Raw genomic sequence first — 25040 nt, forward strand, 5'->3', positions numbered from 1 at the left:
CGAGAGTGGGTTGAATAGCAGTTTCCAGGTATTTACACGCAGAGTACGCTCAGATTTGAAATTTCAATATCGAGCCTTGCGCATGGCCGTCGATTGGGTCATTGCCATTTATTTCGTCATTCCTCTGCTGATCGTGGCGGGCTATCACTATTATGCGTGGTACATGACGCCTCCTGCCTGGTTAAGCGGGATATCCATACATACGGTGGCTACCCTTTTTTACATTTTCACATGGCTTGGCACGTTGCGTTACTTTGTTGAAGAAGGAGATCAGTTGTTTCTCCGGCAAAATGAAGGTTGGTTTCGACATCTCATGCATCTCGGCTATCGGTATTCGGTGGTGCTGCAAGGGGTTACGTCGTTGCTAGTTACGCTTCTTTTCCTACCACTATTAGTACCTGTTTATTCGTTTAGCATCGCGCAGGTCGTGTGTTTATGGCTGCTTACCTACGTGGTGAAGCTAAACATCGGCCTCATTCGACAATTGCTAGCGCTTCGCTTTCAACGCTTCCTGCTATGGTTGCTGCGTATTGTGATTTTTGCAGTAGGCGTTTTCGTATTCCAATGGTTAGTTGTGGAGATCAGGGATCAATTTCTGTACAGTTGGCTAGTCATCTTGTTACTGGCCGGAACTTTCCTGTTGCTGACTCGGACGCGGCTGCGTGAAAAAGGCACCTTCTTCGCGGATGTAGCGCGCGAACGTGATGCTCGGATGCGGATCGTTTCTCTCATGTTAATCCGTGTGATGGAGCGCAAAAGAAAACCAACCCGCAGATATCCGCTTCTGTTCAGCAGATCGCAGCGGTTGCTCAAAGGAAAGGGTGCTGGTACAGGTATTGCTGAGCTATTAGTGAAATCGTATTTCCGAAATGGTCTGCAATGGCGGCAATCCATTCAGTTTGTAGTTGTCATCAGCGGAGCTCTGTTTATTCTGCCAGGTGCAATTAAAATCCTCGTCTGGATTGTTGCGGCTGTCTTGCTGGTCTTCTGGCGCAAATCATTTTGCAAAGATGAACTGACGGCACCATTCCTGTCCCTATTCCCGATTAAAGATCCAATGAAACACCAAGCAATTCAGACGGCGATCCCAATCTTAGTGCTGCCAGCAATGATGGTCATTAGCCTAGTGACGGGCATCTCGCTGCATACTTGGTGGGGGCCAGTTGTGATGATGGGCGCAACGGTGCCGCTAACGTATGGAACTTCTTCGGTGTTTACAAGTTGGTATTGAGTAGGTTTTTATGCAAGGGAATCAAGGGGGAGTCAGGATGTTTTGGCTGCTCCTTTTCTCTTGGAATAGAACAAGGGATTATAGCGGATGCTACCCAATAATTCCCTCTACAAGGAAATGAAAGAGAGGCAAGTTTTGATGGAACTTTTGTTGCCTTTATTCATTGTGGCAGCAGTAATCGTAACAGCTACACTGCTCAATAAGCGCTATCCCCGAATCCCGTTGCCCTTTTACTTAATTGGTTTAGGAGCTTTGGTGTCATGGCTGCCATTCGTTCCTACGGATTTCGATTTTGAACCAGAAGCCTTTATGGTCTGTCTCATTGCACCCATTTTATTTGGAGATGGCCGTGTCATCTCACGCAAAGAATTGCTGGAGTACCGCAAGCCTATTTTGCTTATGGCGTTATGGCTTGTCGTTATTACCGTCATAGGTATTGGATATTTTATTCATTATCTGATACCCGCGATGCCGCTACCCGTCGCATTCGCTCTAGCAGCCGTCATGTCCCCAACAGATGCCGTAGCTGTAAAGTCGATGACAAGGGGGAGGACTTTCCCTAAAGGTTTAATGCCGATCCTAGAGGGGGAGTCGTTGCTTAACGATGCGGCAGGTCTTGTTTCATTTAAAGTAGCTTTGGGCGTTGTAATGACAGGCGTTTTCTCGGTCCGATCAGCAGCATGGGAATTTCTGCTTGTCGCCATAGGTGGCATTATCGTTGGGCTCGTACTAGGTGCAGTCTTGGTTAATTTCAGGCTATTTTTGAGAAGAAAAGGGCTGGAAGAAGTTAACTCGCTCGTCACCATTCAGTTACTGACACCGTTCGTGATCTATTTGGTTGCTGAGGAAATCCATGTTTCAGGGATCTTAGCCGTCGTCGTTGCGGGGATTGTGCACGGGTTAGAGCGTGATCGGTTACAGCAAACAACGACCAAACTACACATCATCTCGACCAATACATGGTCAGTGCTTAGTTTCATTTTGAATGGACTCGTATTTGCCTTGCTAGGCTTATTGCTGCCAGAGGTCATAACAGGATTAGTGCATAGTGGTGAGGGTTCTATCTTGAAGGAGCTTGGATTAGCGGTTGCGATCTACGCGGCGTTATTTGCAGCTAGGTACATCTGGGTTTATCTTTTCCATGACGAATTCGTTCCTTCAAATCAAAAGACGACAACGCCAAATACATATACGAGCAGAAGGAGCTTTGCTCTTGCGGCTAGTTTTTGCGGTGTCCACGGTACGATCACGTTAGCAACAGCGTTGTCGATCCCTTTTGAATTATCTGATGGGACGCCCTTCCCTCTGCGCCATACGATTTTGTTTATTTCGGCAAGTGTAATCTTGATCAGCATGTTAGCTGCAACATTCGCAATGCCGTTTATTGGAAAGTCAGTCACCGCGGCAACCTCCGACCAAGCAGCATTGTCGTTGAAAGAAGCAAGTATTCTGCTGGCTAAGAAAACGATTCAAGCACTCAAATCGGAGAAAAATGAGGATAACTACGATGCTACTCTCGCCGTTGTTCAACAGCTAGAAGAGCAAATTCGGATGGACTGTTATGGGACGGTCAAAGTATCGGGGTCTTACATTCGTAAACTTCAACAAATTGGGCGAACAGCCGAAGCCGCAAGGCTTGCTGAGTTGATTTCGCAAGGTGTAATTTCACCGCAATTGCAGTCTGTATTTACTTTATTGCATCAGCCGCAGTCGGAATCGTTCTTTCTTGCAAGGCTGCAGTATCTCTGGGTTAGATTAAAGCTGAGCTTGATGAACCGCAAGATTCAGCAGCACCGAAGAGAAGGGCTTCCAGAGAGATTTAGGTCCGTCACAGAGATGTTTGAAGAGCTGCAATCGATTGAGAAGCAGCTGCAAGAGGCAGCGGTTACGGCAATTCGCAACGAGAAGTCGTCGAAGCATCAGTTAGAATCGCTGCTCGTTATCCAACACTACGCTCGCAGTCAGAAACACGACGGTAAGTGGTTAAGCGCGCATTCGGAAGCTGAATTCCTACATCAACTGAAGATTGTTCAATTGCGAAGCGTACAGATGAAGCGGGATGGGATCCAAGAGTTGGAAGAGGCTAATCAAATTTCAAGCGGAACTGTTCTTGGATTATTGCAGGCGATCAATTATGAGGAAATGCTTATTTTGGACAATGGCGAGAAGTAGCATAGATACGTCTAATAGAAAAGGGCTTTCCTCTAGTCACTAGGTGGAAAGCCCTTTTTCTCATTTTATCGGTCGAAGCAAATACCATTCCACGACAACAAGATTAATGATCAAACCAAACCATACGTTGATGTTGAGAATCTCTGCAACCATCTGGGCTCGCCCACCTTCAGGAAGATGGAAGCCGTGCATAGCCAGGTAGAGGAGAATACAGATCGGCACGATTACCCTGGCAGATACGGCAACGAGTGTGACGGCATAACTTCGAATCATCCAGATCCGATGCTGGGCGTGCTGACCTTTGACCGCAAAGCGAAAACCATTCCACGTAGTGATCAGCCAAAGCACACTTAAGACCAGGAACGCCATGGCTTTCGTGAAGTTTTCTGCGTAGAAGCTTAAGACAAGACCTAGACATCCGCTAAGCATGATGCTGAAGACATAGATGCGTCCGAGCGCTCGATGCCAGGAAGGATAGTTGGTGCGAAAGCGTGCATGGAATTGGAACAAGCCGCTAACCAGCGCAACCAAAGCAAGTGAAATATGACTCGTCAGCACCATGTAGTGCAACGAGAAATTCGGATCAAGCGTAACGCGACTGTTCGCTGGATTTAACGTGACATAAGGGAATATCGCCACGATCGCAACCGCCATAATGATGATAATCGAGATTATTCCTAGCTTTTTACTCATATATGGTTATAGCCCCCGTTAATTGACTCACTCCTCTCCTATTGTAAATTGTAGATCTAAACAGGTGCTTATTTATTTCTTAAAAGAATCTAAAGTGTGTGAGCAACACTGCTGAAATCAATAAATTTGTTACTGATGATGAGTAAATCTATTCCTTATTTTATGAGAAGCTTGCAGGTGATAATGGAGATAAGGTTTCTACTTTTGAACAAGCAATTGGAGGAAAGATAAGGATGAAAGATAGAAGTCATCATACAGATTTATGCATCATTGGCGGAGGAATGACGGGCATGTGTGCGGCTATAGCAGCTGCAAGACATGGGAGCAAGGTTGTACTCATCCAGGATAGACCGGTTCTAGGCGGAAATGCCTCATCTGAAATTAGGATGAATATCGGCGGTGCCCACGGCAAGAACAATCGTGAATCCGGACTGCTTGAAGAGATCGAACTGGAGAATCTATACAGAAATAACACGCCAAACTTTTCGATATGGGATAGTGTGCTTTACGAAAAAGTACGCTTTGAAGAGAATATTACCCTCTTGCTAAATTGCAGCTGTACAGGGGCAGAAATGGTAGGGAATACGATCAAGTCTGTAAAGGGCTGGCAACTAACAACCGAAACCTGGCATACCGTGGAAGCTACCTATTTTGCAGATTGTTCAGGAGATGGCATTCTAGCCCCACTAACTGGCGCTGAATATCGGATTGGCAGAGAAGCGGCAAGTGAATTCAACGAATCTATCGAGCCTGAAATTGTCGATGACAAAACGATGGGATTAAGCTGTCTATTTCAAATTCGCGAAACCGATAAACCTCAGCCATTCATCCCACCGACATGGGCACATACGTTTACAAGTGATGAGGACCTTCCGCATCGCCCGCACGATAAACGGACCAATTTCTGGTGGATTGAGCTGGGAGGCGATCGGGACTCCATTCATGATACGGAAGAAATTCGGGATGAGCTTTTGAAAGTCGTATTCGGTGTCTGGGATCATATGAAAAACCAGGGAGATCATGGCGTAGAGAACTGGTTCATCGACTGGATTGGGTTCCTGCCCGGCAAACGGGAGAGCCGCCGTTATATAGGTGATCACATTCTTACGCAAAATGATATTGAAGCAGAAGGGAAATTTGATGACCTGGTGGCCTATGGCGGATGGAGCATGGATGATCACTTCCCTGAGGGTTTTTATTACAAAGGCGGTCATCCTACCATTTACCATCGCGCTCCCTCTCCCTATGGCATTCCTTATCGAAGCTTGTATTCCAGAAACATTGATAACTTATTTTTCGCAGGAAGGAACCTCAGCGCAACACATGCTGCTTTAAGTTCAACGCGAGTGATGGGAACCTGTTCCATGTTGGGGCAGGCTATTGGCACAGCCGCTGCGATTGCGGTCAAGGAAAAACTGACGCCAAGGGGAATTTACCACCATCAAATCAGACAATTGCAGCAGATGCTGATGGATGATGATTGCTATCTGCCGTGGCACCAGAGAAAGCTCTCTATATTAACGCAGAAGGCCTATATTAACGCGTCAAACGGAGAGGCTGAAGCACTTAGGAACGGTTTTGACAGATCTCTTGGTGATACGGATAACGGATGGACGGGAGCGGTAGGGGATTGGATTGCCTATAGCTTTGATCAGCCTCAACACATACGTGAATTACGGTTTGTTTTTGACAGCAATTTGAACCGGATCATAAGAAATATGCCCAATAGCTACCCGCTAAATAATAACAAATGGCACGTACCAGCAAGCATGGTGAAGGAGTTTAAAGTGGAATTCCTGAATAGTGACGGCAGTTGGATGGAACTGCTAACGGTCACCAATAATTATCAAAGACTGCGGAAACTGAAAGTCGATATCGAAACGAAAGCCATACGCGTTACCCCTTTACGTACATGGGGCACAAAGCACGTGCACATTTTTTCATGGGATATCAACGAGTAAAAGGAATGAGCGAGGGGATTTATATGAGCAAAAGTTTGGAAATCGATTCGACAACGTTGCCTGAAACGCAAGTTATTTACACCACAGACAATGGTACGCTACAAAGATTGTTTGACCGATGCGAAGAGATGGGAAAGAAGAATATTCAAGCTTTTCTGGATAAAAAAGTACTCGTAGAGGGTTCTTACTATCCTAATGTGTGGTTGGAAACACAGCCGATGGGAGGTGAAATGTATGCCAAACGCAATATGGAGGTGGCCCTTAATAATCAGCTGATTTTTATGGAAAATCAAAGGGCAGATGGCCGGATACCGGGGATGATTTCTGTCGTTGAAGGGGAATTACAATCGGATTTCGATTGGTTTCAGGGATACTGCTTTCCAGTCCCCGCGTTAAAAATGTACTACTGGATGAAGAAGGATAAGAATTATCTCCAACGTTTATATGATGTTCTGAAGGGATTTGACGACTATCTCTGGAAATACCGGGATTCTGATGGGGATGGTTGTCTAGAAACTTGGTGCGTTTGGGATACTGGCGAGGATCATAGTACGCGCTTGCCTGGCGCTCCGGATAGTTGGGGAGGAGAAACGCCTCCATCCGGTATAGGTCAAGTACCTTACGAGTCCATGGATGTCATGGGCTATTCCTGTAGCGGGAGAGATGTTATTGCGATCATTTCCAAAGAGTTGGGTAACGGTCAAGAGAGCTATTGGCAGGAGAAAGCGGACGAGGTTCGTCAAAAAATAAAATCCTATCTATGGCGAGCTGATAGGCATGCTTGTTATGACAGAGATAGTAAGAACGAATTTATGGATGTTCTCACGCATAATAACTTGAGGGTCATGTATTTTGGCGGTTTTAGCCAGGAGATGGCCGATGCGTTTATTGCCTATCACATGTTGAATCCGGAAGAGTTCTGGACAACGATGCCACTTCCCTCCATTGCGGTAAATGATCCTCTTTTCAGGAATATTGCCAGTAATGATTGGAGCGGTCAGCCACAAAGCCTTACCTATCAAAGAGCGATTCAGGCACTGGAGAATTATGGGCATTATGCGGAAATTACTTTGTTAGGCAAAATCTATTTGAGCGTGCTGGAAAAGCATCTCTTCTTTCCACAGCAATTTGATCCCTTTACAGCGGAACCAAGCAAGGCAAAAGACGGGTACGGCCCGGCCATTCTCTCGGCATTGGAATACCATTCGCGACTATACGGCGTAAGTATCTCTATGGATGACCTGTTTTGGGGCGGCCTTCAGGACGGGGAATTTGAAAGAAGTTATACCCAGCAATGGGCAGAAGACCGTTTTACACTGAAGAGTAAACATGGTTTTTTCAGCGGTTACATCAATGAGAAGCAAGTGTTTCGCGCTTCCAATGGGGTAAGAATAGTCACAGATCTGCAGGGTCAGGTCAAAGAAATCATCGGTATTGAAACGAAACCCACAACCGTCCGTTTAGAAATAGAAGATCGTAGATTTACTTTTACGATCAAGCCCAATGAAGCGTATGTTATAGAGAACAAGGGGGTGATAAAGAAGAAACGAGTGGCTTTTGACTATCCATTTGCGAGATAAGTACAAAGGAACATGCTGACAATTTTATAAGGAGGTTTATCTTATGGACAAATGGTTCAAGCTCATTACGATTCCTTTAACCGCGATGTTGATCGGGTCTATCGGCTTAGGCGTAGTGAATCCCTCTACGGCGGAAGCTAGCTTTACGAACTACATTACTCGAAGCGGTGACACCTTGATAGACGGGGCTTCTACGTTCCGGTTTGTCGGTACGAACGTCCCCTTGTTGATGAGGTCTTGGACGGATTCAGACGAAGTTATGGACGCGATCCGTTCGGCGGGTGAATCGGGGATTGACGTCCTTCGGCTCTATCCGTTCGAGGTAAAGATGGCTAGTGATCCGGAGGGTACACCCCGACATGTCACCGCACCAGGCGTCTACAACGAAAGTGCTTTTAAGATTTTCGACAAGATAATTCAATTGGCAAATCAATATAATGTCCGGCTGATCGTGCCCTTCGTGGACAGCTATAATTACATTGGAGGCGTTGCTGATTGGGCTGCTTTTCGAGGTAAAAGCTCTAGCAGCTTCTATAGTGATGCGACCGTTAAGCAAGACTTCAAGAACTTCATCAGCTATGTGCTGAATCGGACCAACACGCTGACTGGTGTCCAGTACAAGAATGACAAGGCGATTCTCGCTTGGCAACTCGGTAATGAGTTGTATTCCACCGACAGCTGGGTGACCGAAATGGCGGCATATGTCAAAAGCGTGGATGCTAACCACCTGCTGGCTGATGGTGGCTATGTTCTTGCACAAGGAATAAAAGCAAACGCGCTGAACGATAGTAACATCGACATTATTGATCCGCACCTCTACTTGGCACCAAGTGAAACGCTTACTAAGCTCACGGAGTGGAGGAATACTACGGCGGGTAAAAAAGCCCTCATTATCGGTGAATTCGGAAATTACTCAGCCTCGGATGTGAATCAGATTCTCTCTACGACCCAGACCAATGGTACGACTGGCGCTATGTTTTGGGCCACGATGTTTCATCACAAGATGGGGGGCTGGTACTTCCCTTCAGCCGGCACATGGAGCTACCTCCGGTACCCCGGCTTTACCTCCGGGGACTGGGCAGGTGAATCGGACATCATCAACTACATGCGCAGCTACTCGTATGGGTACAAGGGCTTGTCCGTACCTGCTTGGCCAGTCGCCACAGCTCCTGTCCTGTTCCCTTCCGATTCTGTGCATACACTTTCCTGGCGTGGGGTCACGGACGCGGCATCGTATGATGTGGAGCGCGCCACCAGTCCAACTGGTACATGGACCACAGTCGGAAGTGGTGTGAAGGACGATGTAACGACTCCCCGCCAGCATACGTTTGCGGTTCCGTTGTTCGACGATACGTCAGCGGCGGCGGGCACTGCCTATTATTACAGAATTAGAGCTAAGAACACTACTGGCTCCTATTCGCCTTATTCCAACGTAGCCGGTCCGGTAAAGTCGTCAAGCGCTATCATCCTCGATAACGGCGGCACAGGATATACCGAAACTGGAACCTGGGGAGCCAGCTCTTTAGCCGGCAGCTATGGTGGCAGTTCCCGTTACAGCAGTACCGCTGGAAGCACGGCAACCTGGACGCCGAACATTACGGCACCGGGATATTACAATGTTTATGTGCGCTACCCATACCACCTCTACTCGGCGACGAATGCCCAGTATACCATCTTCCATAACGGTGTCACCGATACGATTGAATTGATCGACCAGACCAACATTGCGAACGGCTGGCGTCTGCTCGAAACGGTCTATTTTGCCGGAGGTGGTTCCGAATACGTCAGATTGACTGGGACTGGCAACGGCACAAACAACTATCGGGCCGATGCGGTTATGTTTGAGCCTCAAACCTTTGGGGATGGCTTTCAGAACAACAGTGCAAGTAATTGGACCGCATCGAGCGGCAGTTGGTCGGTCATCGATGATGTCAGCAAAGTATTGAAGCAGACCGGTACTGGTGTAGCGGAGACCAAAGGCGGAGTTGTCTATACGGATCATGCTATGACGGCTGCCATTAAAGCGTACGATAAGCCTGGGGCTAACTCCTCTTCTGGAATCTTGGCCCGTGCCAGCTCGGATTTAACCAGCTATTACTTATATCGGATTAACTACGATTTAAACAAGTTACAGCTTTATAAGAAGGTTAGTGGGGTTTTTACCCAGATTGGCGAAGCCGATTTCTTGGCTAACCCGGGCAGTTGGAACTTGCTTCGTTTGGAGCTGAAGGGGACTTCCATCAAGGGCTATCTGAACGGCGTGCAAAAAATTAGTGCAACGGATTCCGGTTTGTCCAGCGGATACGTAGGGCTCCGGACGTATGATCAGACTGCCGTATATGACAACATTCTCATCTCACCGAATTAATGTAAAAGTAGTTTCATAAGAAAGCATTAATCCTACAGAGAGAGCGGCGCAGGCTGTTCTCTCTGTTTGTGTTGTGCTGATTTATCTAAGTAAGAAGATGGGCACTGTTCAATGAGAAGTAAGTAAATTTGTTACTGATGATGAATAAATCTATTCCTTATTTGATCGGCGGCTGCATGTGATAATGAAGTTACAACAAAGAGTTGATGGAGGTAATGCCAATTGGCAGGATTGTGGAAGAATAGAGTGTTATACATCATGCTCTTACCGCTTGTAGCTTGGTACATCATATTCAAGTATATACCGATGTACGGTGCAATCATCGCATTTAAGGACTACAATATTTTGTCCGGAATCGGGGGTTCCGATTGGGCACATCCCTGGTATAAATACTTCGATAATTTTTTTAGTTCACCTTATTTCTCACGGTTGTTCAGTAATACGTTATTGATCAGCTGCTACAAATTGATCTTCGGAACTGTACCATCGATTCTTCTAGCGATTCTGCTGAATGAGAGCCGGAGCGTATTTTTGAAACGTTGGATTCAAACCTTAAGTTATATGCCGCATTTTTTGTCATGGGTTATCGTATACGGGATCGCTATTGCATTTCTTTCGGAGACCAATGGACTGGTTAATCGTTGGATCGGCGACTTAGGGTACGAGGTCATTCCTTTTCTGAATGCATCGGAATGGTTCCGCTCGATTCTAGTAGGGACGGATATCTGGAAGGATCTTGGCTGGGGAGCGATCATTTATATCGCTGCAATTGCAGGCATAGATCCTTCGCTGTATGAAGCCGCCATGATGGATGGGGCGGGGCGTCTCAGGCGGATTTGGAGTATTACACTGCCTGGTATCTCCAATGTCATCATGCTGCTTTTGATATTAAAATTGGGATATATACTGGATGCAGGGTTTGATCAGATATTTATATTTTATAATATCCGAGTTTACGCTGTAGGCGATATCATCGATACGTGGGTTTATCGCACGGGACTTGAGCAGTTGAACTTTAGTGTTGCTGCTGCCGTGGGCTTGTTTAAATCAGTCATTGGCATGGCACTTGTTCTATCCGCCAATCAGCTTGCAAAAAGATGGGGGGGCGGCATATGGTAATAAATCGCGGAGAACGAGTAACGGGAGCAGTTATTAATATCATTCTTTGTTTGGTCGGTATTATAAGTTTCTTCCCACTTTTATTTGTAATATCCATGTCACTCACGCCTTACGGCGAAGTGATCAAAAACGGGGGATTTCTCATCATCCCTAAATCGGTAACGTTTGAAGCCTATACCTATCTTTTTCAAACCAAAGAGTTGCCGCATGCGATGATGGTGTCTATATTTACTGCTACGGTAGGGACAGCAATCAACCTGCTGCTCACAATGCTTGGCGCGTATCCGCTTAGCAGGAAATCACTGAAGGGCCGCACCTTCATTCTTCTTATGATCGTATTTACGATGCTGTTCAGTGGAGGCTTGATACCGACGTATTTGCTGGTTAAATCCCTAGGTATGTTAAATACCATATGGGCATTAATTATTCCAAGCGCAGTAGCAACCTACAATCTTTTGATTATGAAAACGTTTTTTGAAGGACTGCCTGAGGAATTGTTTGAATCTGCGCGGATAGATGGAGCTGGCGATGTGACCATATTGTTCCGTCTCGTTGTTCCATTATCCGTACCCTCACTGATGACAATAGGGTTGTTCTATGTAGTGGCAAACTGGAACAGTTTTTTCTCGGCAGTACTCTATATTACAGACCCCAATTTAAATCCATTGCAAATTGTTGTGCGCAAACTACTGCTCCTGAGTAATTCTTTGGACAACACAACGGAAAATGTTGTACCGACGCCGACATTGCAGATGGCTTCTGTCATCACAGCAAGTCTACCCATTTTAGTGGTTTACCCGTTTATCCAGAAATACTTTACCAAAGGTGTTTTAATCGGAGCCATTAAGGGATGAAATCGTAGTGCATCGCATTTTTCTCGTGCCAAAGAGTGGCATGAGGAAGGCGTTCACCTATAAAATGATTATGAAAGAAGGGGTAAATATGAGAAAAAAATTAGTAACCGCTGTTCTACTTGCCACCAGTCTGCTTGCTGCATGTGCGAGTAACAATCCCTCAGCAGAACCTGCACCAACGGGGGCAGCATCGAGCAAACCGTCTGCCGATCCTGTGAAGATTGAAACCATGCAAGAGGGAGGGGTCGTATCTGCAGATGGACCTGGCTTTCCCAAGGACGATTTTGTGAAAAATGAGCTGAATAAAAAGCTGAATATGGATTTGACGATGACGATGGAAGCAAATGATTTTACAGCCAAACTAAGCACACGAATGGCAGGTGGCAATCCTGCGGATCTCATGTTGATTTCCAAAGATCAGGTGCAGAAATTCGCCCAAAGCGGTGTATTGCTTGACATGACTCCTTATCTAAGCAAATTGACTGATTATAAGAAATTTGTAGGGGAAGATCAATTGTCGAAGGGGAACATTGGCGGGAAGCAGGTTGCGCTGCCTAAGGCAAGTGGAATAACCATCTTTACCTATTGGATCCGTAAGGACTGGCTCAATACATTAAAATTGAATGCGCCTACAACGATAGACGAATTGTTCAATGTAGCGAAGGCGTTTACTGAAAACGACCCTGATGGCAACGGTAAAAAGGATACGTTTGGAATGACGGGTACCGGTATTGATACGTTTGCTCCTGTATTTGGAGCTTACGGTGTCAGTAATAGCTTGACGTCGCCAAGCATTTTACTAAATGGAAAAATTACTAACTCGCTATATGATCCGAATATGAAGGAAGCTTTAACTGCAGTGAAGAGGTTTGTTGATGCCGGCGTCGTCGATCCAGAGTTTCTAGTCAACAAAGGGAATACGTCCAAAGACAAAGCGTTTCAAGGGAAAATTGGCATTGTTTTTGATGGCTGGAGCGGCATAATTAGAGATGAACAAGTAAAGATCTGGAAGCAAGCAAATCCCAACGCAGAATGGGTTCAACTCACGGCGCTAAAAGGACCGACGGGACTACAATTTACTAGTATGAAGGAACTTGGGGCTTCCGGCAACTTAATCGCTCTTCCGAAGTCGCTCGAGAAACAACCGGAAAAGCTGAATAAAATTATTGAATTGCTCAATTATGTTTCGACGACAGACGGCAATCGCTTGGTTGATTACGGAGTTAAAGATGTTCACTACAAAGCTGATGGCGATAAAATCACGATAACGGATCAAGGCAAGAAGGAAAACGGGTACACGTTTGCTTATCAATTCACAGGACGACCGGAACTCTCCTATTTAAAAACAAAGTTCCCTGCGCAAGCGTCCTACATTGAAATTGAAGCGAATTTGCCACGTTTACCCGTTGCGGATAAGATGATTGATCTGCCGAGCGGCTACAATAAAGCGGATGTTGACACCTTTGTTCAAGAAGAAATAACGAAATTTATTTATGGCAAAACGCCAATTACGGATTATAGTAAATTCCTTGCTACGCTAGAGGGGACATTCAATTATAAGCTTTATACCGACGCGGTTACTAAGCAGGCTGCGGCTCTCGGGCTAACCAAATAAATGGAGTTCCCCCATCGCGTAAGAAGTGGTGGGGGATTTTTCAACCAGGTGACGGGCGAATAGCAAAATGCGGGAGATGAAATGACCATGAAGTTATATCCTTGCACAGAGGAACCAATAAAAGTCTATGGCTTGCAACATTGTTTATTACCACATCATTTTTGGCGTCTACCTGAAGAGATACTGGGAAGAGTGTCGGAGGGTGTAGCACAGAGGGCAACGTCCCCTGTAGGTGGACGCATTCGATTTCGTACAGATTCAACGAAAATTACCATACACACCAAGTTGAGCAACAATAGGGTCGACTGGGCGATACCATTAGCGGGTTCCGCGGGTTCAGATGTTTATATAGGTTCGAAGCAGAAGATTCGATATGTAGGTCTCATTGTGCCTAAGAGTTACGAAGAGAATGCAGCCCATCTTACTTTTGAGAAAAATAATGACTTGGAAGATGTCACGATCCATTTACCTAGAAATGCCCAACTGGAAGATATCCAAATTGAACTTGAAGATGATGCCAGGCTTGAACCTCCAACTCCGTATGCCTTCGAACTTCCTATGGTATTCTACGGATCTTCCATTACGGAAGGAGGCTGCGCATCCCGGCCGGCCAATGCTTACACAGCACTGCTGTCCAGATGGCTCAATGCCGATTATATAAATCTTGGTTTTTCAGGTGCTGCAAAAGGGGAACCTGTATTAGCTTCTTATATTGCTGGATTGGAAATGAGTGTGTTTATCATGGATTATGATCATAATGCGCCGACAGCCGAACACCTAGAAAACACACATGAGCCGTTTTTCAAGGAAATCAGAAAAGCACATCCCAAGCTTCCTGTACTCTTCCTTACAAAACCTGACTTTGATGCCAAACCGGAAGAGGCTGCACGAAGAAGAGGGATTATACAAAGAACATATGACAATGCCAGAGCTGAAGGTGACAACTCCGTTTATTTTATAGATGGTGAAGGCTTCTTTGGAACAAGTAATCGTGAATCTTGCACGATTGAGGGATGTCATCCCAATGATCTCGGATTCATGCGGATGGCTGAAACCATATATCCAGTACTCGAGGGAATAATGAGCTCGGGAGGGAATGCAAGATGACACAAAGTATCTCAGAACGCTTTGTTCGAAGCCGAAAAGTAGACAAAACAACAAATTGGAAAAGCCAGACCCAATTGATCTGGGACCCGGATGAAGTGGAAACGCATTATGAGCAACCGAAGAATGCGTTTTGTCATTTTCGCAAAGTGTTTAATTTGCCAGAAATACCCCATAAAGCGGCGCTTAAAATCTTTGCAGATTCTCGGTACGTCTTGTACATAAACGGACATCCTATCGGTCGTGGGCCATGCCGCAGCGATCCGCGCATGCAGTATTATGATGAATGGGAAGTCACCAGCCATCTGAAGTCCGGTGCCAATGTAATCGCTATTCTAGCGATTCATTACGGCTATGGAACAGGACAGTCTGTTAATCGGATCCCAGCGTTGATTGCAGAAGCAGAGATTCAAGTTGGGGTGGAAAGCCCAATTGTTATCTCCAGCGACACCACTTGGACCTGTCATCCTGCATCAGCCTATAACCGCAATGCGCCACGGATTAATGGCTGCCAGGGACCAATCGAGATCTATGACGCACGTCTTGCACTCATTGGTTGGACGGGACTGCCTTTCGATGATAGTGCTTGGAAGCCAGTGAAAGGACGTAACTCCGTCTTATCTCCGTTCTGGAATTGGGCGATGCGCGACATTCCCCACTTGGAGGAAGGGATTGTTGATGCTCAAGCCATTGTTAATACTGGCTTTGTACAGCAGTTTTCCGATCCTGTTGAAAGGATCCATCATCAAATTTTTGCAGAAGAGCGTTTCATCCAAATTACGGGGGGAAGACTCGATGACAAGATAAGTGATTACTCGGTTGAGCGAAATGTAGACGGACTCGCCTCCATCATAACGTTCGAGTTCCCAGTCATGGAAGTTGGATATTTGCAGCTTGACGTAACGGGCTGCCAAGGGGCCGTCATCGACGTTGTTTATGCCGAAGAGTTGTGGGAGGGAAAAGCCTTAATCAACCTGGCATATAGTCGACAGATTGATCGGTTCATTCTGGCTGAAGGAAGAAACCAGTTGGAAATCGCCTTTGCTTGGCGGGCTTTTCGCTATGTGCAATTCCGGGTGCGGAGTACCGAGGGGCCAGTTGTGTTTCACAGGGTCGGCGTGCGGACACGCAAATATCCGCTTGAACAAACGGCATTTCTACATAGCAGCAACGAGAGGCTGAATGGGATTTGGGAAATTAGCGCGAGGACCTTGCGGCTCTGTATGCAAGACGGCTTCTTGGACTCTTCCAGCCGAGAGCAGCAGCAGTGGATGGGAGACGGTAGATGGCAGGCCGTCATCAATTCTTATTTTTCGGGCGATTCCCGTCTTCATCGCAAACTGCTGGAGCAGATTGGTCAGTCTCAGGACTGGCAGGGTATGACCAAAGCACGGTATCCTGACGGCCACCATAATTATCCGCCAATTCCTTCTTTCTGTCTCGCCTGGATCAGCGCCTTTGCCGATTATAGACGTTATACCGGGGATGATGCTTTGATTCGGGAATGGTGGCCGAAATTGGTAGGGGCGCTCCGGTGGTTTTCAACTTATGAGAATGAAGATGGATTGCTAGAAGATGTTCCCTACTGGGCTTTCATCGATTGGGCGGAAGGGCCGGATGGACCTCTGCTTGATGATCAACGCGGAGGAATTATCACTTCCCTAAATCTCCAATATGTGGAGGCCTTGCAAGCAGCATGCACCTATGCGGAGCTAGAGGGTGACTCGGAGGCATTGCACTACTACGCAGAAAAAGCGCAGCAAATCAAATCAGGACTTCAACAATACCTCTGGGATGAAGAGAAGGGTGCTTATGTCGACTGCAAAGTGAGCGATCGACTTAGTGAAGTGGTGAGCGAGCAGACGAATGCTCTCGCACTGTTGCATCTACACGAGGCGAGTGACGAACGGGCGCAAATTGTTTATCGGGCTGTATTTGGTGAAGATAAGAAGGGACAGGTTGTAGCAGGGAGTCCGTATTTCATGTTAGTGATCTGTAGGGCTCTTCAGAAGGTGGGTGCAGTTACACGCGCACTCGAGCTCATCATGAACCGGTATGGGGCGATGTTGGATGCGGGCTCTACTACCACATGGGAGAAGTGGACGCTATTCCATAATGATAATGAAGGGACAGTTTTCTTCTTCAGCGCCAGCCATGCCTGGGGTACCGCACCAATAGCATTCGTGTTTGAAGGTATTTTTGGCATACAGTCTCTTGAGCCCGGATTCAAACGAATTTCGCTAAGTCCAGCATACGGCGCAGTTTCGCATATTCATGCTAAATTGCCGACTGTCTATGGAGAGTTGGAGCTGCATCTCCGCCAAATCAGCACATCCGAGTGGGAACTCGAGGTAGATGTGCCTGAAGGATGCTTGTGTGAAATAGAAGGAGACTTGCTCGGGAAAGGGAGACATGTTCTTTCAATAGGAGGAGTCTGATAAGTATTGCTTCACGATCCTGAAGTGACATGCTAAGATATCCAAAAAAGGTCGAATAAGAAGCGGGATCGAGAGGGGACAACATGTTTCAACGAATTCGAAGACTATGGCCAGCCAAATTACAAAATCGGATTTTTCTTACCTTTCTTCTTGTCATATTCATTCCGTTCTCGATTCTGCAACTTCACAACTACAATCAAGTTGAAACGATTATTATGGATAAAATCAGTGAGCAGAACGTCATTCAGCTTAGCCAAATGAAGTCCCAGCTAGATGAGGTGCGTCTGACTGCTCTGAATTCGGTCTTGCAAATAGAGCGGAACAGCAGTATTCCGGAGTTGATTGCCCAAGCTTCACCAGGATCAGATCAAACCCGGATCGTCGAGGAAAAGCTAGACGCCATGAAAAGCACATTTTTACCAAATAGCGTCTATATTCAATATACATTAGTCGACGAACAAGGCAGGGCATTTACATCTCTGCCGCTTGCAGAGAATAATGAAGGTCCGCTGCACGTTCAAATGGCGCGTGAATTGTTGGCGAAGCTTCCCGTAGGCGGCCAACTGCTCAGGTGGGAATTCGAGCGAGTGATTAGTGGATCGCTGAGCGATTCCAAATGGAAGAACATTCTCTCCTTGTACTCGCTTTCGCAGTCTTCCAGTGGAGAACGGTTACGTTTGCATGCAAGTATCGATATTGATCAATGGTTGTCGAACTCAGCCAACAGTATTCAGATCAAACAGTTTTACTACATGCTAGATCAGCAAGGCAATACGATTTCTCAAACCAATGCAGGGACCGCGATAGACTCGCACTTGAAGTTTGGCATTCTTAATCAAGCCAAAGCGGCACCAAATCAATCAATCATAGATAAGCAGGGAAGATACGTCTATAATGCTGCATACATTCCCTCCATTTCCAGTTACTTAGTCAGCCAGTTCCCGCTTGATTTCTTCTTTGGAGATATTCGAGCCCTCAAGCGTCAGGTATTCATTACGTACCTGCTGATTACCGCTTTTTTCATAGGCATCTCTTTCCTGACGCTATCAACTTTGACTCGTCCACTTCGGCTTCTGGAGATACGTATGAGGGAGGCTGCGGAGAAAAGAATGAATATCAAACTGCCCGAAGAGCCTCATCGTGGGGAGATCTTGTCCTTCGTCCGTGCTTTTAATGGGATGGTCGGCGATGTTACAAGCTTGATCGGCCAGTTGAAAATAGAGGAGAGACAGAAAGAAGCGATCCGGTTTCAAATGCTTTTAACCCAGATGAATCCGCACTTCTTGCTTAACACGATCAATATGATTAAATGGAATGCTAGTAATTCTGGTGACGAAACAACGGCAGACATGTGTAAAGCGCTAGCCAAGTTACTGGAAAGCAGTCTAAATACAGATAGAGATCTGGTTTTTCTACAGGACGAACTGCAGTTGTTACACTCCTATGTTTATATCCAATCGTTTCGGTACGATCATCGTTTCGACGTGCAAGTTCATGTCCAGCCTGGGCTAGACTATGCGCTCGTACCCAAACTAAGCTTACAGCCACTTGTTGAGAATGCCATTCAACATGGGCTTGTATACCGCAAACAGGGAGGGATTATTAAGGTGACGGTAGCCAGTGAAGGTCGCTTCCTAATTATTGATGTACAAGATAACGGCGTAGGTATGCAAAAACAAAACACCGAATTACCTCGCTTACGTAAAGGAATCGGGTTAAGTAATCTGAGGGAGCGGTTATCGCTCCTCTTCAAGCAAGAGGGCAGTCTCCAGTTGATTCCTCAAGAGGAAGGGACCCATGTAAGCATCTCAATACCATTATTGCTATCGAATCCTTATCAGCCTGGACATGAGGAATGACCGATAAGAAAGGGAGTGTTGTCCATGTGGAATCTACTGCTTCTGGAAGATGAACCTTTCGTGCGTCGCTCCATTCGCCAAGCCATTGATTGGGAGTCACTGGGCTTCAGAGTCGTGGCTGAGGCGGAGGATGGCAATGAAGCCTGGGAATTCATGCAAACACATTCGGTGGATGTAGTCCTGTCTGATATCATGATGCCCGTCATGAATGGCATTGAGTTGCTCCAATTGGCTAAGGAGAATGGGCACGAGGTGGAGTTTATCATGCTTACCTGCGTGAATGAGTTTGAATATGCAAGATTGGCACTCCAGTACGGAGCCGTGGGGTATCTTCTCAAGGCCTCTATGGACACGGAAGAGTTGAAGGCAATTCTCCTGAAAATCAAGCAAAGTTTAATCAAGAAGCGCGAACAACGTACGAAAGCGCCTATGTTTAACTTGTATTTGAAAGCTTGGAGAACCCTTCATGGCAAGGAGGAGCTAGAGTCAAGCGAGGCTGAAGGAGGGGCATACCCACTACCTACACATGTTCGCTTATTCGTCAGTTTGGCAAATGATGCTGCTCTAGAGAAAGATCAGATAATCAGCTTGTTCAACGCGGACTACCATGAGAAATTACTTGTGCATCGATTCGTCGATTGGGGGATTGTGACCGTCTTTGTGTGGTCGGATGAGTCTGGTATTCCTTTAAATCCTTTAGCTATGGAACCAATTTCTACGGCATGGCTAACTTCCGCTGCATGGAGAGATGGATGGGTAGCGGCACTCCAGCAGATCGGCCTAACTTGGTATGGTCTGGATTCCACGTTGCATAAGGCGAGCGGATTGCGAGTTGAGAGCTTTTCCTGGAAACAAGAGCGTTATATTCTTCAGCTATTCGAAGCCATGCAATGGGGGGAGTGCGAGAAATCGCTAGAAATCGCGTGGAATGATTTCAAAGATCAACAAACGGCACCTGCTATTGTCAAGGAAACCGCCGATCGGTTGGATAAGTCGTTGGCTCGGTTATCTAATCAACCGCCTGCCGGAAAGGCTGTCTGGGCCGAAGCAGCAAGTCATCAGCAAGCTTTAGAACATCTGTTACAGCGTATCCGATTGTATTCCGATCACCGAGTGAAGCCGACCATTTCGGATCATCCGGAGATCATCAAAATTATTGAATACGTGAATAACAACTATGATAAGGAGCTTACGCTCAAAGGCATGGCGAAATACGTTAACATGGGAGAACAGTATTTAAGCGGCTTGTTCAAGAAAAAAACAGGCGAGCAATTTATCCAATATGTGCAGCGTATTCGCATTGAGCGGGCTTGCTTTTACTTGGCTACGACTGAATTGCGTGTTGCCGACATCTGCGAGCAAACAGGATTTGTTCATCTCAACTATTTCCTGAAGCAGTTCAAGAAACGCACAGGTGTAACCCCATCGGAATTCCGTGAAAGCCAAAAGAATGAACTGAAGAAACTGCCGGACGTGAATGAACAGTTATGAGGTGTTAATACAGCTCACAGCTTGTTCTCCAAACGATTATGAAAGCGCTTTATACTATAGGAGGGTATGCCGCAACCGGGCCTGATGAGGAAATGTAATCCTCAAGGTTATGTATTTTAGTGCAAATTTATATGTGATTCAATGTATGTATTCTTATAGTAAATACCACTATGATAAGTTCATGAGTTCATATTATAGTGCAAAAATACTGGAGGGGTACTTATGCTGCATCCATTCATGGGAATCAAGGATTGGGAACGTATCGGCATGTCCGTAGAGGAATCAGCCAAAACCTTACAACGAATTGCTTATGTCGATCGCCAACTTATGCGAATTGAGGCCGCTCATATGGCGGCTAGACCTGAATATGAAATAAAAGGAGCACTTGCTCGCTTAAGCTATCAGGACGCGGAGCATCACGATCAATTCCGCAATCGAATTAAGCAGCTGCGCATGAGCACAGTAGCATTCGATAAATGTCCAGACTCATCGCTCAATGAGCTCATGCAAACGGTACTGGATTCAGCAACAACGTTGTGTTTGTTGACGGCACTCTTTGACGTGGTGAAGCCTGCCCAAATTGCGGCTATTCATGCCTATAAAGGTAAAGCACAGCCTCTCGTTGATGAACCTACGCTTCATATCATGAAGCATCAGCTCATTGACCGTGAGGAGCAAATGGACTGGGGGCGCGAGGCGCTTCAATATCTGCTGCAATCCGCATCGGACACGGAGAAGGAACAAGCGCAGCATTGGAGAATGTATGTGGAACAACTGCTTACAGCTGCTGGCGGAATAACAGGATGGGAAGAGCGTGTTCCTGTGGATTCATCTGTTCGGATCACCACCGAGCCATTTGCTATGCCGCAAATTAGTACGCGGGACAGTCGTTTTCAGTCACAAGTTGTGAAAATGCAAGGGTTTGCCATCCCTGACAATGAGGAGGGTCGATTCTTGACGATGATGCTGTCGAGGTATTTCGAGATGTCTCCAGCAGAAGGCGTGGCTTATGTCCATTTCACAACAGAGGGCAAGCCATGGCATTTTTATCGCGATACCGCTAGGCATATGTGGGATGAGGTTCGCCACAGCTGGTTCGGCGAGGCAGCGCTTCGTGCGAAGGGGTACGATGTGTATCAATTCCCCAACTGGACGGGGTGGTACGATATGACAGCACAGCTATTCGAGGGCACTGAAGCCTATTCGCATTTGACGATTGCCATTGAGAAGGCAGCAATGAAGTATCCACCAGGCAAGCGCGAGGAATGGGAGTTCTGCCGCGATATCGCGAAGGATCCGCTTATGACGACGTTTCAAGATTTTGACTGGGCAGATGAGGTTGTGCATGCAGGCTTTGGACAGCGTTGGATGATTGAAGATGTTCATGGCGGCGATGCGCGTGCGGCACAGGAAGAAGCGGAGCGAACTGTGAAGAAACGTGCCGTGTACATGGAGGCGCATGGTGATCTGAATAAAAATAAACCGGCGGGTAGCCTAGGAGGCTATTAATACGAATGATGGGAAAATTCGATATAACCAGGATCAATGATGGCTCTAATCGCCCTCCACGGCTCGAAATTCATCAATCCATGTGGGCCATGATGGAGTTAGAAGCTGAGCTTTCGCTTGAGGCGAAGATTGAGCGTATTGCAGGCGCAGGCTTTACTGGCATCTTGGCGAGAGTGCCGGAGATAGATACTAGAGATGAGTGGAAACGGTTGCTGAAACAATTCAGTTTGAGCTTTGGCTCACATTGTTTCCCATTCAGCGCGGGTGACTTATCGGCACATATTCAGCATGCCGCAGATATGGATATGCTGTATGTGAATGGTCAGGTGGCGGACTCTTTTGTGATTGGCGAAGAGGCCATTGATCTGCTAGGTGGACTCGCCGCTGTCTCGGCTGCGCATAGCATGCCATTTTGTGTAGAGACGCATCGCGGCAAAATTACACAAGACCTAATCCGTACTGTGCAATACGCGCAAGCGCTGCCGAATCTGCGGTTTACGCTGGATATCTCCCACTATGTGCTGGCAGGGGAAATGACGGAGAAGCAAGAAAAGGCGGAGCCTCTTCTTGATAGGGTGCTGCAACGAACGTCAGCGATTCATAGTCGTATATCATCGGGGGAGCAAATTCAAGTCGATGTTGGCTATTCGGATGCGATGCTGGCGCGTTATGAGCAATGGTGGACACAAGCGATGCGCTATTGGCTTCAAGGGGCTAAGCCTGGTGATGTGCTTCCTTTCGTCTGCGAGCTTGGTCCTGCACCTTATGCGATCAGGGGGCAAGATAGTCGAGAGCTCTCCAGTCGGTGGGAGCAAGCCTTGATTTTGAAAAATGTGGCGCAAGATTGCTGGAAACGTGCTACAGTAGAGTAAAAAAGCGAGGATATCTTATGGAGCAAATCACTCTCAAGCAACTGGATTTTATTCGCAAAACAACCATCAAAGCGGTTGCAGGGCTATCGGAAAACACAATAGACCACATACCTGAAGGATTTAATAATAACATCCGATGGAATTTGGGGCACATTTACACGGTTCAAGAAAAGTTTGCTTTTCATTTTGCTGGCGAGCCTTTACACCTACCTGAGAACTTTGATCGATTATTTGCAAAAGGCACCAAACCAGCAGATTGGAACGAGGAACTCCCTTCGCTTGAAGAATTACTTGCGTTGCTTGCTGAGCAACCCAAACGGATTCAGAGTATCTTACAGGATCGCTTAGATGAAAGCGTGGCTAAGCCATTCACAACAGGCAGCGGTCTACTCCTAAATACAATTGGAGAATTCCTAAACTTCACGTTATATCACGAGGGCATGCATTTTAATACGATATCCATATTAAAACGATTTGCAACGCAGCATCAGAAATAGAAACTAACAATAAGGAAAACCTCTTCGATTATGCTTATGAAGAGGTTTTTTTGTCGACTATGATATAATTGGGAAAGTAGCATGTTGGAGCAAGAAAGAGGAGATACGATGACAGATCACATTGCCAAACAAGATACAGGCTGGAACTTTGATAACAGCTATGCTCATTTGCCGCAAACCTTCTTTACTAAGGTGAACCCTACCCCTGGACGCGCACCGAAGTTGATCGTTCTGAATGAGCCATTGGCAGAAGCGCTGGGGCTGAATGCTTCGGCATTGCGAAGTGAAGAAGGTGTTGCTACGCTCGCAGGCAACCATATTGCCGAAGGTTCGATGCCGCTTGCGCAAGCTTATGCGGCACACCAATTCGGACATTTCAATATGCTGGGAGATGGCCGCGCAATCCTGCTAGGTGAACAGATCACTCCCCAAGGGGAGCGGGTGGATGTTCAGCTGAAGGGTTCAGGCAGAACACCCTACTCCCGTCGAGGCGATGGCCGCGCAGCCCTTGGACCGATGTTGCGTGAATATGTCATTAGCGAAGCGATGGTCGGACTTGGTATTCCTACGACGCGAAGCTTAGCGGTTGTAACAACGGGTGATGTTATTTACCGTGAAACCGAGCTACCTGGTGCTGTTCTGACACGCATAGCGGCAAGTCATATTCGGGTTGGTACTTTTCAATATGCTGCTCAATATGGCACTATTGAGGATATTCAGGCACTTGCGGATTACACCATACAGAGACATTACCCTGAAGTTGATGCATATGAGAATGGAAGTGAGCAACGCTACCTTCAGTTCCTTCAGGAAGTGATTAAACGTCAGGCTAAGCTCATTACGAAATGGCAGCTCGTTAGCTTTATTCACGGCGTGATGAATACCGATAATATGGCGATCAGCGGAGAAACGATTGATTATGGTCCTTGTGCTTTCATGGATGCCTATGACCCAGCCACGGTGTTCAGCTCCATCGACACGCATGGCCGTTACGCCTATGGCAATCAACCGCGTATTGCGGTGTGGAATCTCGCTAGATTTGCAGAAACCCTATTGCCGCTGCTGCATGCTGACGAGGAGCAAGCAATCAAGCTAGCCGAGGGTGCGCTGTCGGAATTTTCCACGACATATCAACAAGCGTGGCTCACGGGAATGAGAGCGAAGCTAGGGATCTTTAATGAAGAGCAGGAAGACCTTTCATTGATCGAAGGTTTGCTAAGCATAATGGAGAAGACAAGTGCGGATTATACGAATACTTTCTTAGCATTGACGTTTGATAAAATAAAAGAATCAGTCCTGTTCGGCACGACGGAATTTGCCCCTTGGCAGGAGCAGTGGCAGGCAAGACTAGGCAGACAACAGGAAGACCAAACGGCCTCACAGCAATTGATGCGCAGCAGCAATCCTGCCGTTATTCCGCGCAACCATCGGGTAGAAGAAGCGCTAGAAGCTGCGGTCGAACATGGTGATTATAGCATGATGGAGCGACTGCTTGCTGTGCTCGCGAACCCCTTCGCACACGCACCTGAGCAGGAGGAGTATGCTGCGCTTCCGGAACCTTCGGCTTGTGCGTATCAAACGTTTTGTGGGACTTGATATCCGGGCCAACGCGCTATGTTCAAAGTCAACTGCCGATTGTGGTGGTTGGCTTTTTCGTGCTTATTCCATTGTTGCAGG

The 25040-nt window shown here is 46.7% G+C and carries 17 protein-coding genes; 16 read left to right on the top strand and 1 reads right to left on the bottom strand.

The features are described from left to right. Positions 1-10: 10 nt before the first annotated feature. Positions 11-1231 carry an ABC transporter permease gene (locus tag ASL11_RS30670; RefSeq protein ID WP_056623387.1) on the top strand — a complete coding sequence of 407 codons (1221 nt, stop codon included), beginning with the start codon at positions 11-13 and terminating at the stop codon, positions 1229-1231. 138 nt (positions 1232-1369) lie between these two features. Further along, positions 1370-3403 carry a Na+/H+ antiporter gene (locus ASL11_RS30675; RefSeq protein WP_056623390.1) on the top strand — a complete coding sequence of 678 codons (2034 nt, stop codon included), beginning with the start codon at positions 1370-1372 and terminating at the stop codon, positions 3401-3403. A 60-nt stretch (positions 3404-3463) separates the two neighbouring features. Here the strand turns inward: ASL11_RS30675 and ASL11_RS30680 are convergent, their stop codons facing one another. Then, positions 3464-4096 (bottom strand): DUF2306 domain-containing protein, encoded by a 633-nt coding sequence (locus tag ASL11_RS30680; RefSeq protein ID WP_056623393.1) that lies wholly within the window; start codon positions 4094-4096, stop codon positions 3464-3466. 146 nt (positions 4097-4242) lie between these two features. Here ASL11_RS30680 and ASL11_RS30685 point away from each other — a divergent pair, with 146 nt between their 5' ends. The 14 genes from ASL11_RS30685 (at position 4243) to ASL11_RS30750 (ending at position 24959) form a co-directional block, all read left to right on the top strand. Further along, positions 4243-6057: an FAD-dependent oxidoreductase gene (locus ASL11_RS30685; protein WP_327205124.1), complete on the top strand. Its 1815-nt coding sequence runs from the start codon at positions 4243-4245 to the stop codon at positions 6055-6057. Between the two features lie 23 nt (positions 6058-6080). Beyond that, positions 6081-7637: an MGH1-like glycoside hydrolase domain-containing protein gene (locus ASL11_RS30690; RefSeq protein WP_063795735.1), complete on the top strand. Its 1557-nt coding sequence runs from the start codon at positions 6081-6083 to the stop codon at positions 7635-7637. A 43-nt stretch (positions 7638-7680) separates the two neighbouring features. After that, positions 7681-10005, top strand: a complete 2325-nt coding sequence (locus ASL11_RS30695) for a golvesin C-terminal-like domain-containing protein (RefSeq protein WP_056623398.1) — start codon at positions 7681-7683, stop codon at positions 10003-10005. A gap of 258 nt (positions 10006-10263) precedes the next feature. Further along, complete coding sequence (locus tag ASL11_RS30700; RefSeq protein WP_056623630.1) at positions 10264-11124, top strand: ABC transporter permease; 861 nt, start codon at positions 10264-10266, stop codon at positions 11122-11124. After that, complete coding sequence (locus ASL11_RS30705; RefSeq protein WP_056623400.1) at positions 11118-11978, top strand: carbohydrate ABC transporter permease; 861 nt, start codon at positions 11118-11120, stop codon at positions 11976-11978. Before ASL11_RS30700 ends, ASL11_RS30705 begins: the two co-directional genes overlap by 7 nt. 88 nt (positions 11979-12066) lie before the next feature. Next, complete coding sequence (locus ASL11_RS30710; protein ID WP_063795741.1) at positions 12067-13593, top strand: extracellular solute-binding protein; 1527 nt, start codon at positions 12067-12069, stop codon at positions 13591-13593. An 87-nt stretch (positions 13594-13680) separates the two neighbouring features. Then, positions 13681-14700: an SGNH/GDSL hydrolase family protein gene (locus ASL11_RS30715; RefSeq protein WP_056623406.1), complete on the top strand. Its 1020-nt coding sequence runs from the start codon at positions 13681-13683 to the stop codon at positions 14698-14700. Continuing rightward, positions 14697-17135, top strand: coding sequence for a family 78 glycoside hydrolase catalytic domain (locus ASL11_RS30720; protein WP_056623409.1), 2439 nt, complete (start codon positions 14697-14699; stop codon positions 17133-17135). Before ASL11_RS30715 ends, ASL11_RS30720 begins: the two co-directional genes overlap by 4 nt. A gap of 83 nt (positions 17136-17218) precedes the next feature. Beyond that, entirely contained in the window at positions 17219-18994 is a 1776-nt protein-coding gene (locus ASL11_RS30725) for a sensor histidine kinase (RefSeq protein ID WP_056623413.1), read from the top strand. A 24-nt stretch (positions 18995-19018) separates the two neighbouring features. Further along, the gene (locus ASL11_RS30730) at positions 19019-20485 is read left to right on the top strand and encodes a response regulator transcription factor (RefSeq protein ID WP_056623416.1); all 1467 of its coding nucleotides are present in this window, start codon (positions 19019-19021) and stop codon (positions 20483-20485) included. Positions 20486-20707: 222 nt separating this feature from the next. Beyond that, complete coding sequence (locus tag ASL11_RS30735) at positions 20708-21994, top strand: hypothetical protein (protein WP_056623418.1); 1287 nt, start codon at positions 20708-20710, stop codon at positions 21992-21994. 5 nt (positions 21995-21999) lie between these two features. After that, positions 22000-22866, top strand: coding sequence for a sugar phosphate isomerase/epimerase family protein (locus tag ASL11_RS30740; protein ID WP_235550630.1), 867 nt, complete (start codon positions 22000-22002; stop codon positions 22864-22866). Positions 22867-22883: 17 nt separating this feature from the next. Further along, positions 22884-23363 (top strand): DinB family protein, encoded by a 480-nt coding sequence (locus ASL11_RS30745; protein ID WP_056623421.1) that lies wholly within the window; start codon positions 22884-22886, stop codon positions 23361-23363. A gap of 108 nt (positions 23364-23471) precedes the next feature. Continuing rightward, positions 23472-24959: a protein adenylyltransferase SelO gene (locus tag ASL11_RS30750; protein WP_056623424.1), complete on the top strand. Its 1488-nt coding sequence runs from the start codon at positions 23472-23474 to the stop codon at positions 24957-24959. Positions 24960-25040 lie beyond the last annotated feature (81 nt).

Source organism: Paenibacillus sp. Soil750 (assembly GCF_001428045.1).
GTDB classification, from domain to species: Bacteria; Bacillota; Bacilli; order Paenibacillales; family NBRC-103111; genus Paenibacillus_E; species Paenibacillus_E allorhizoplanae.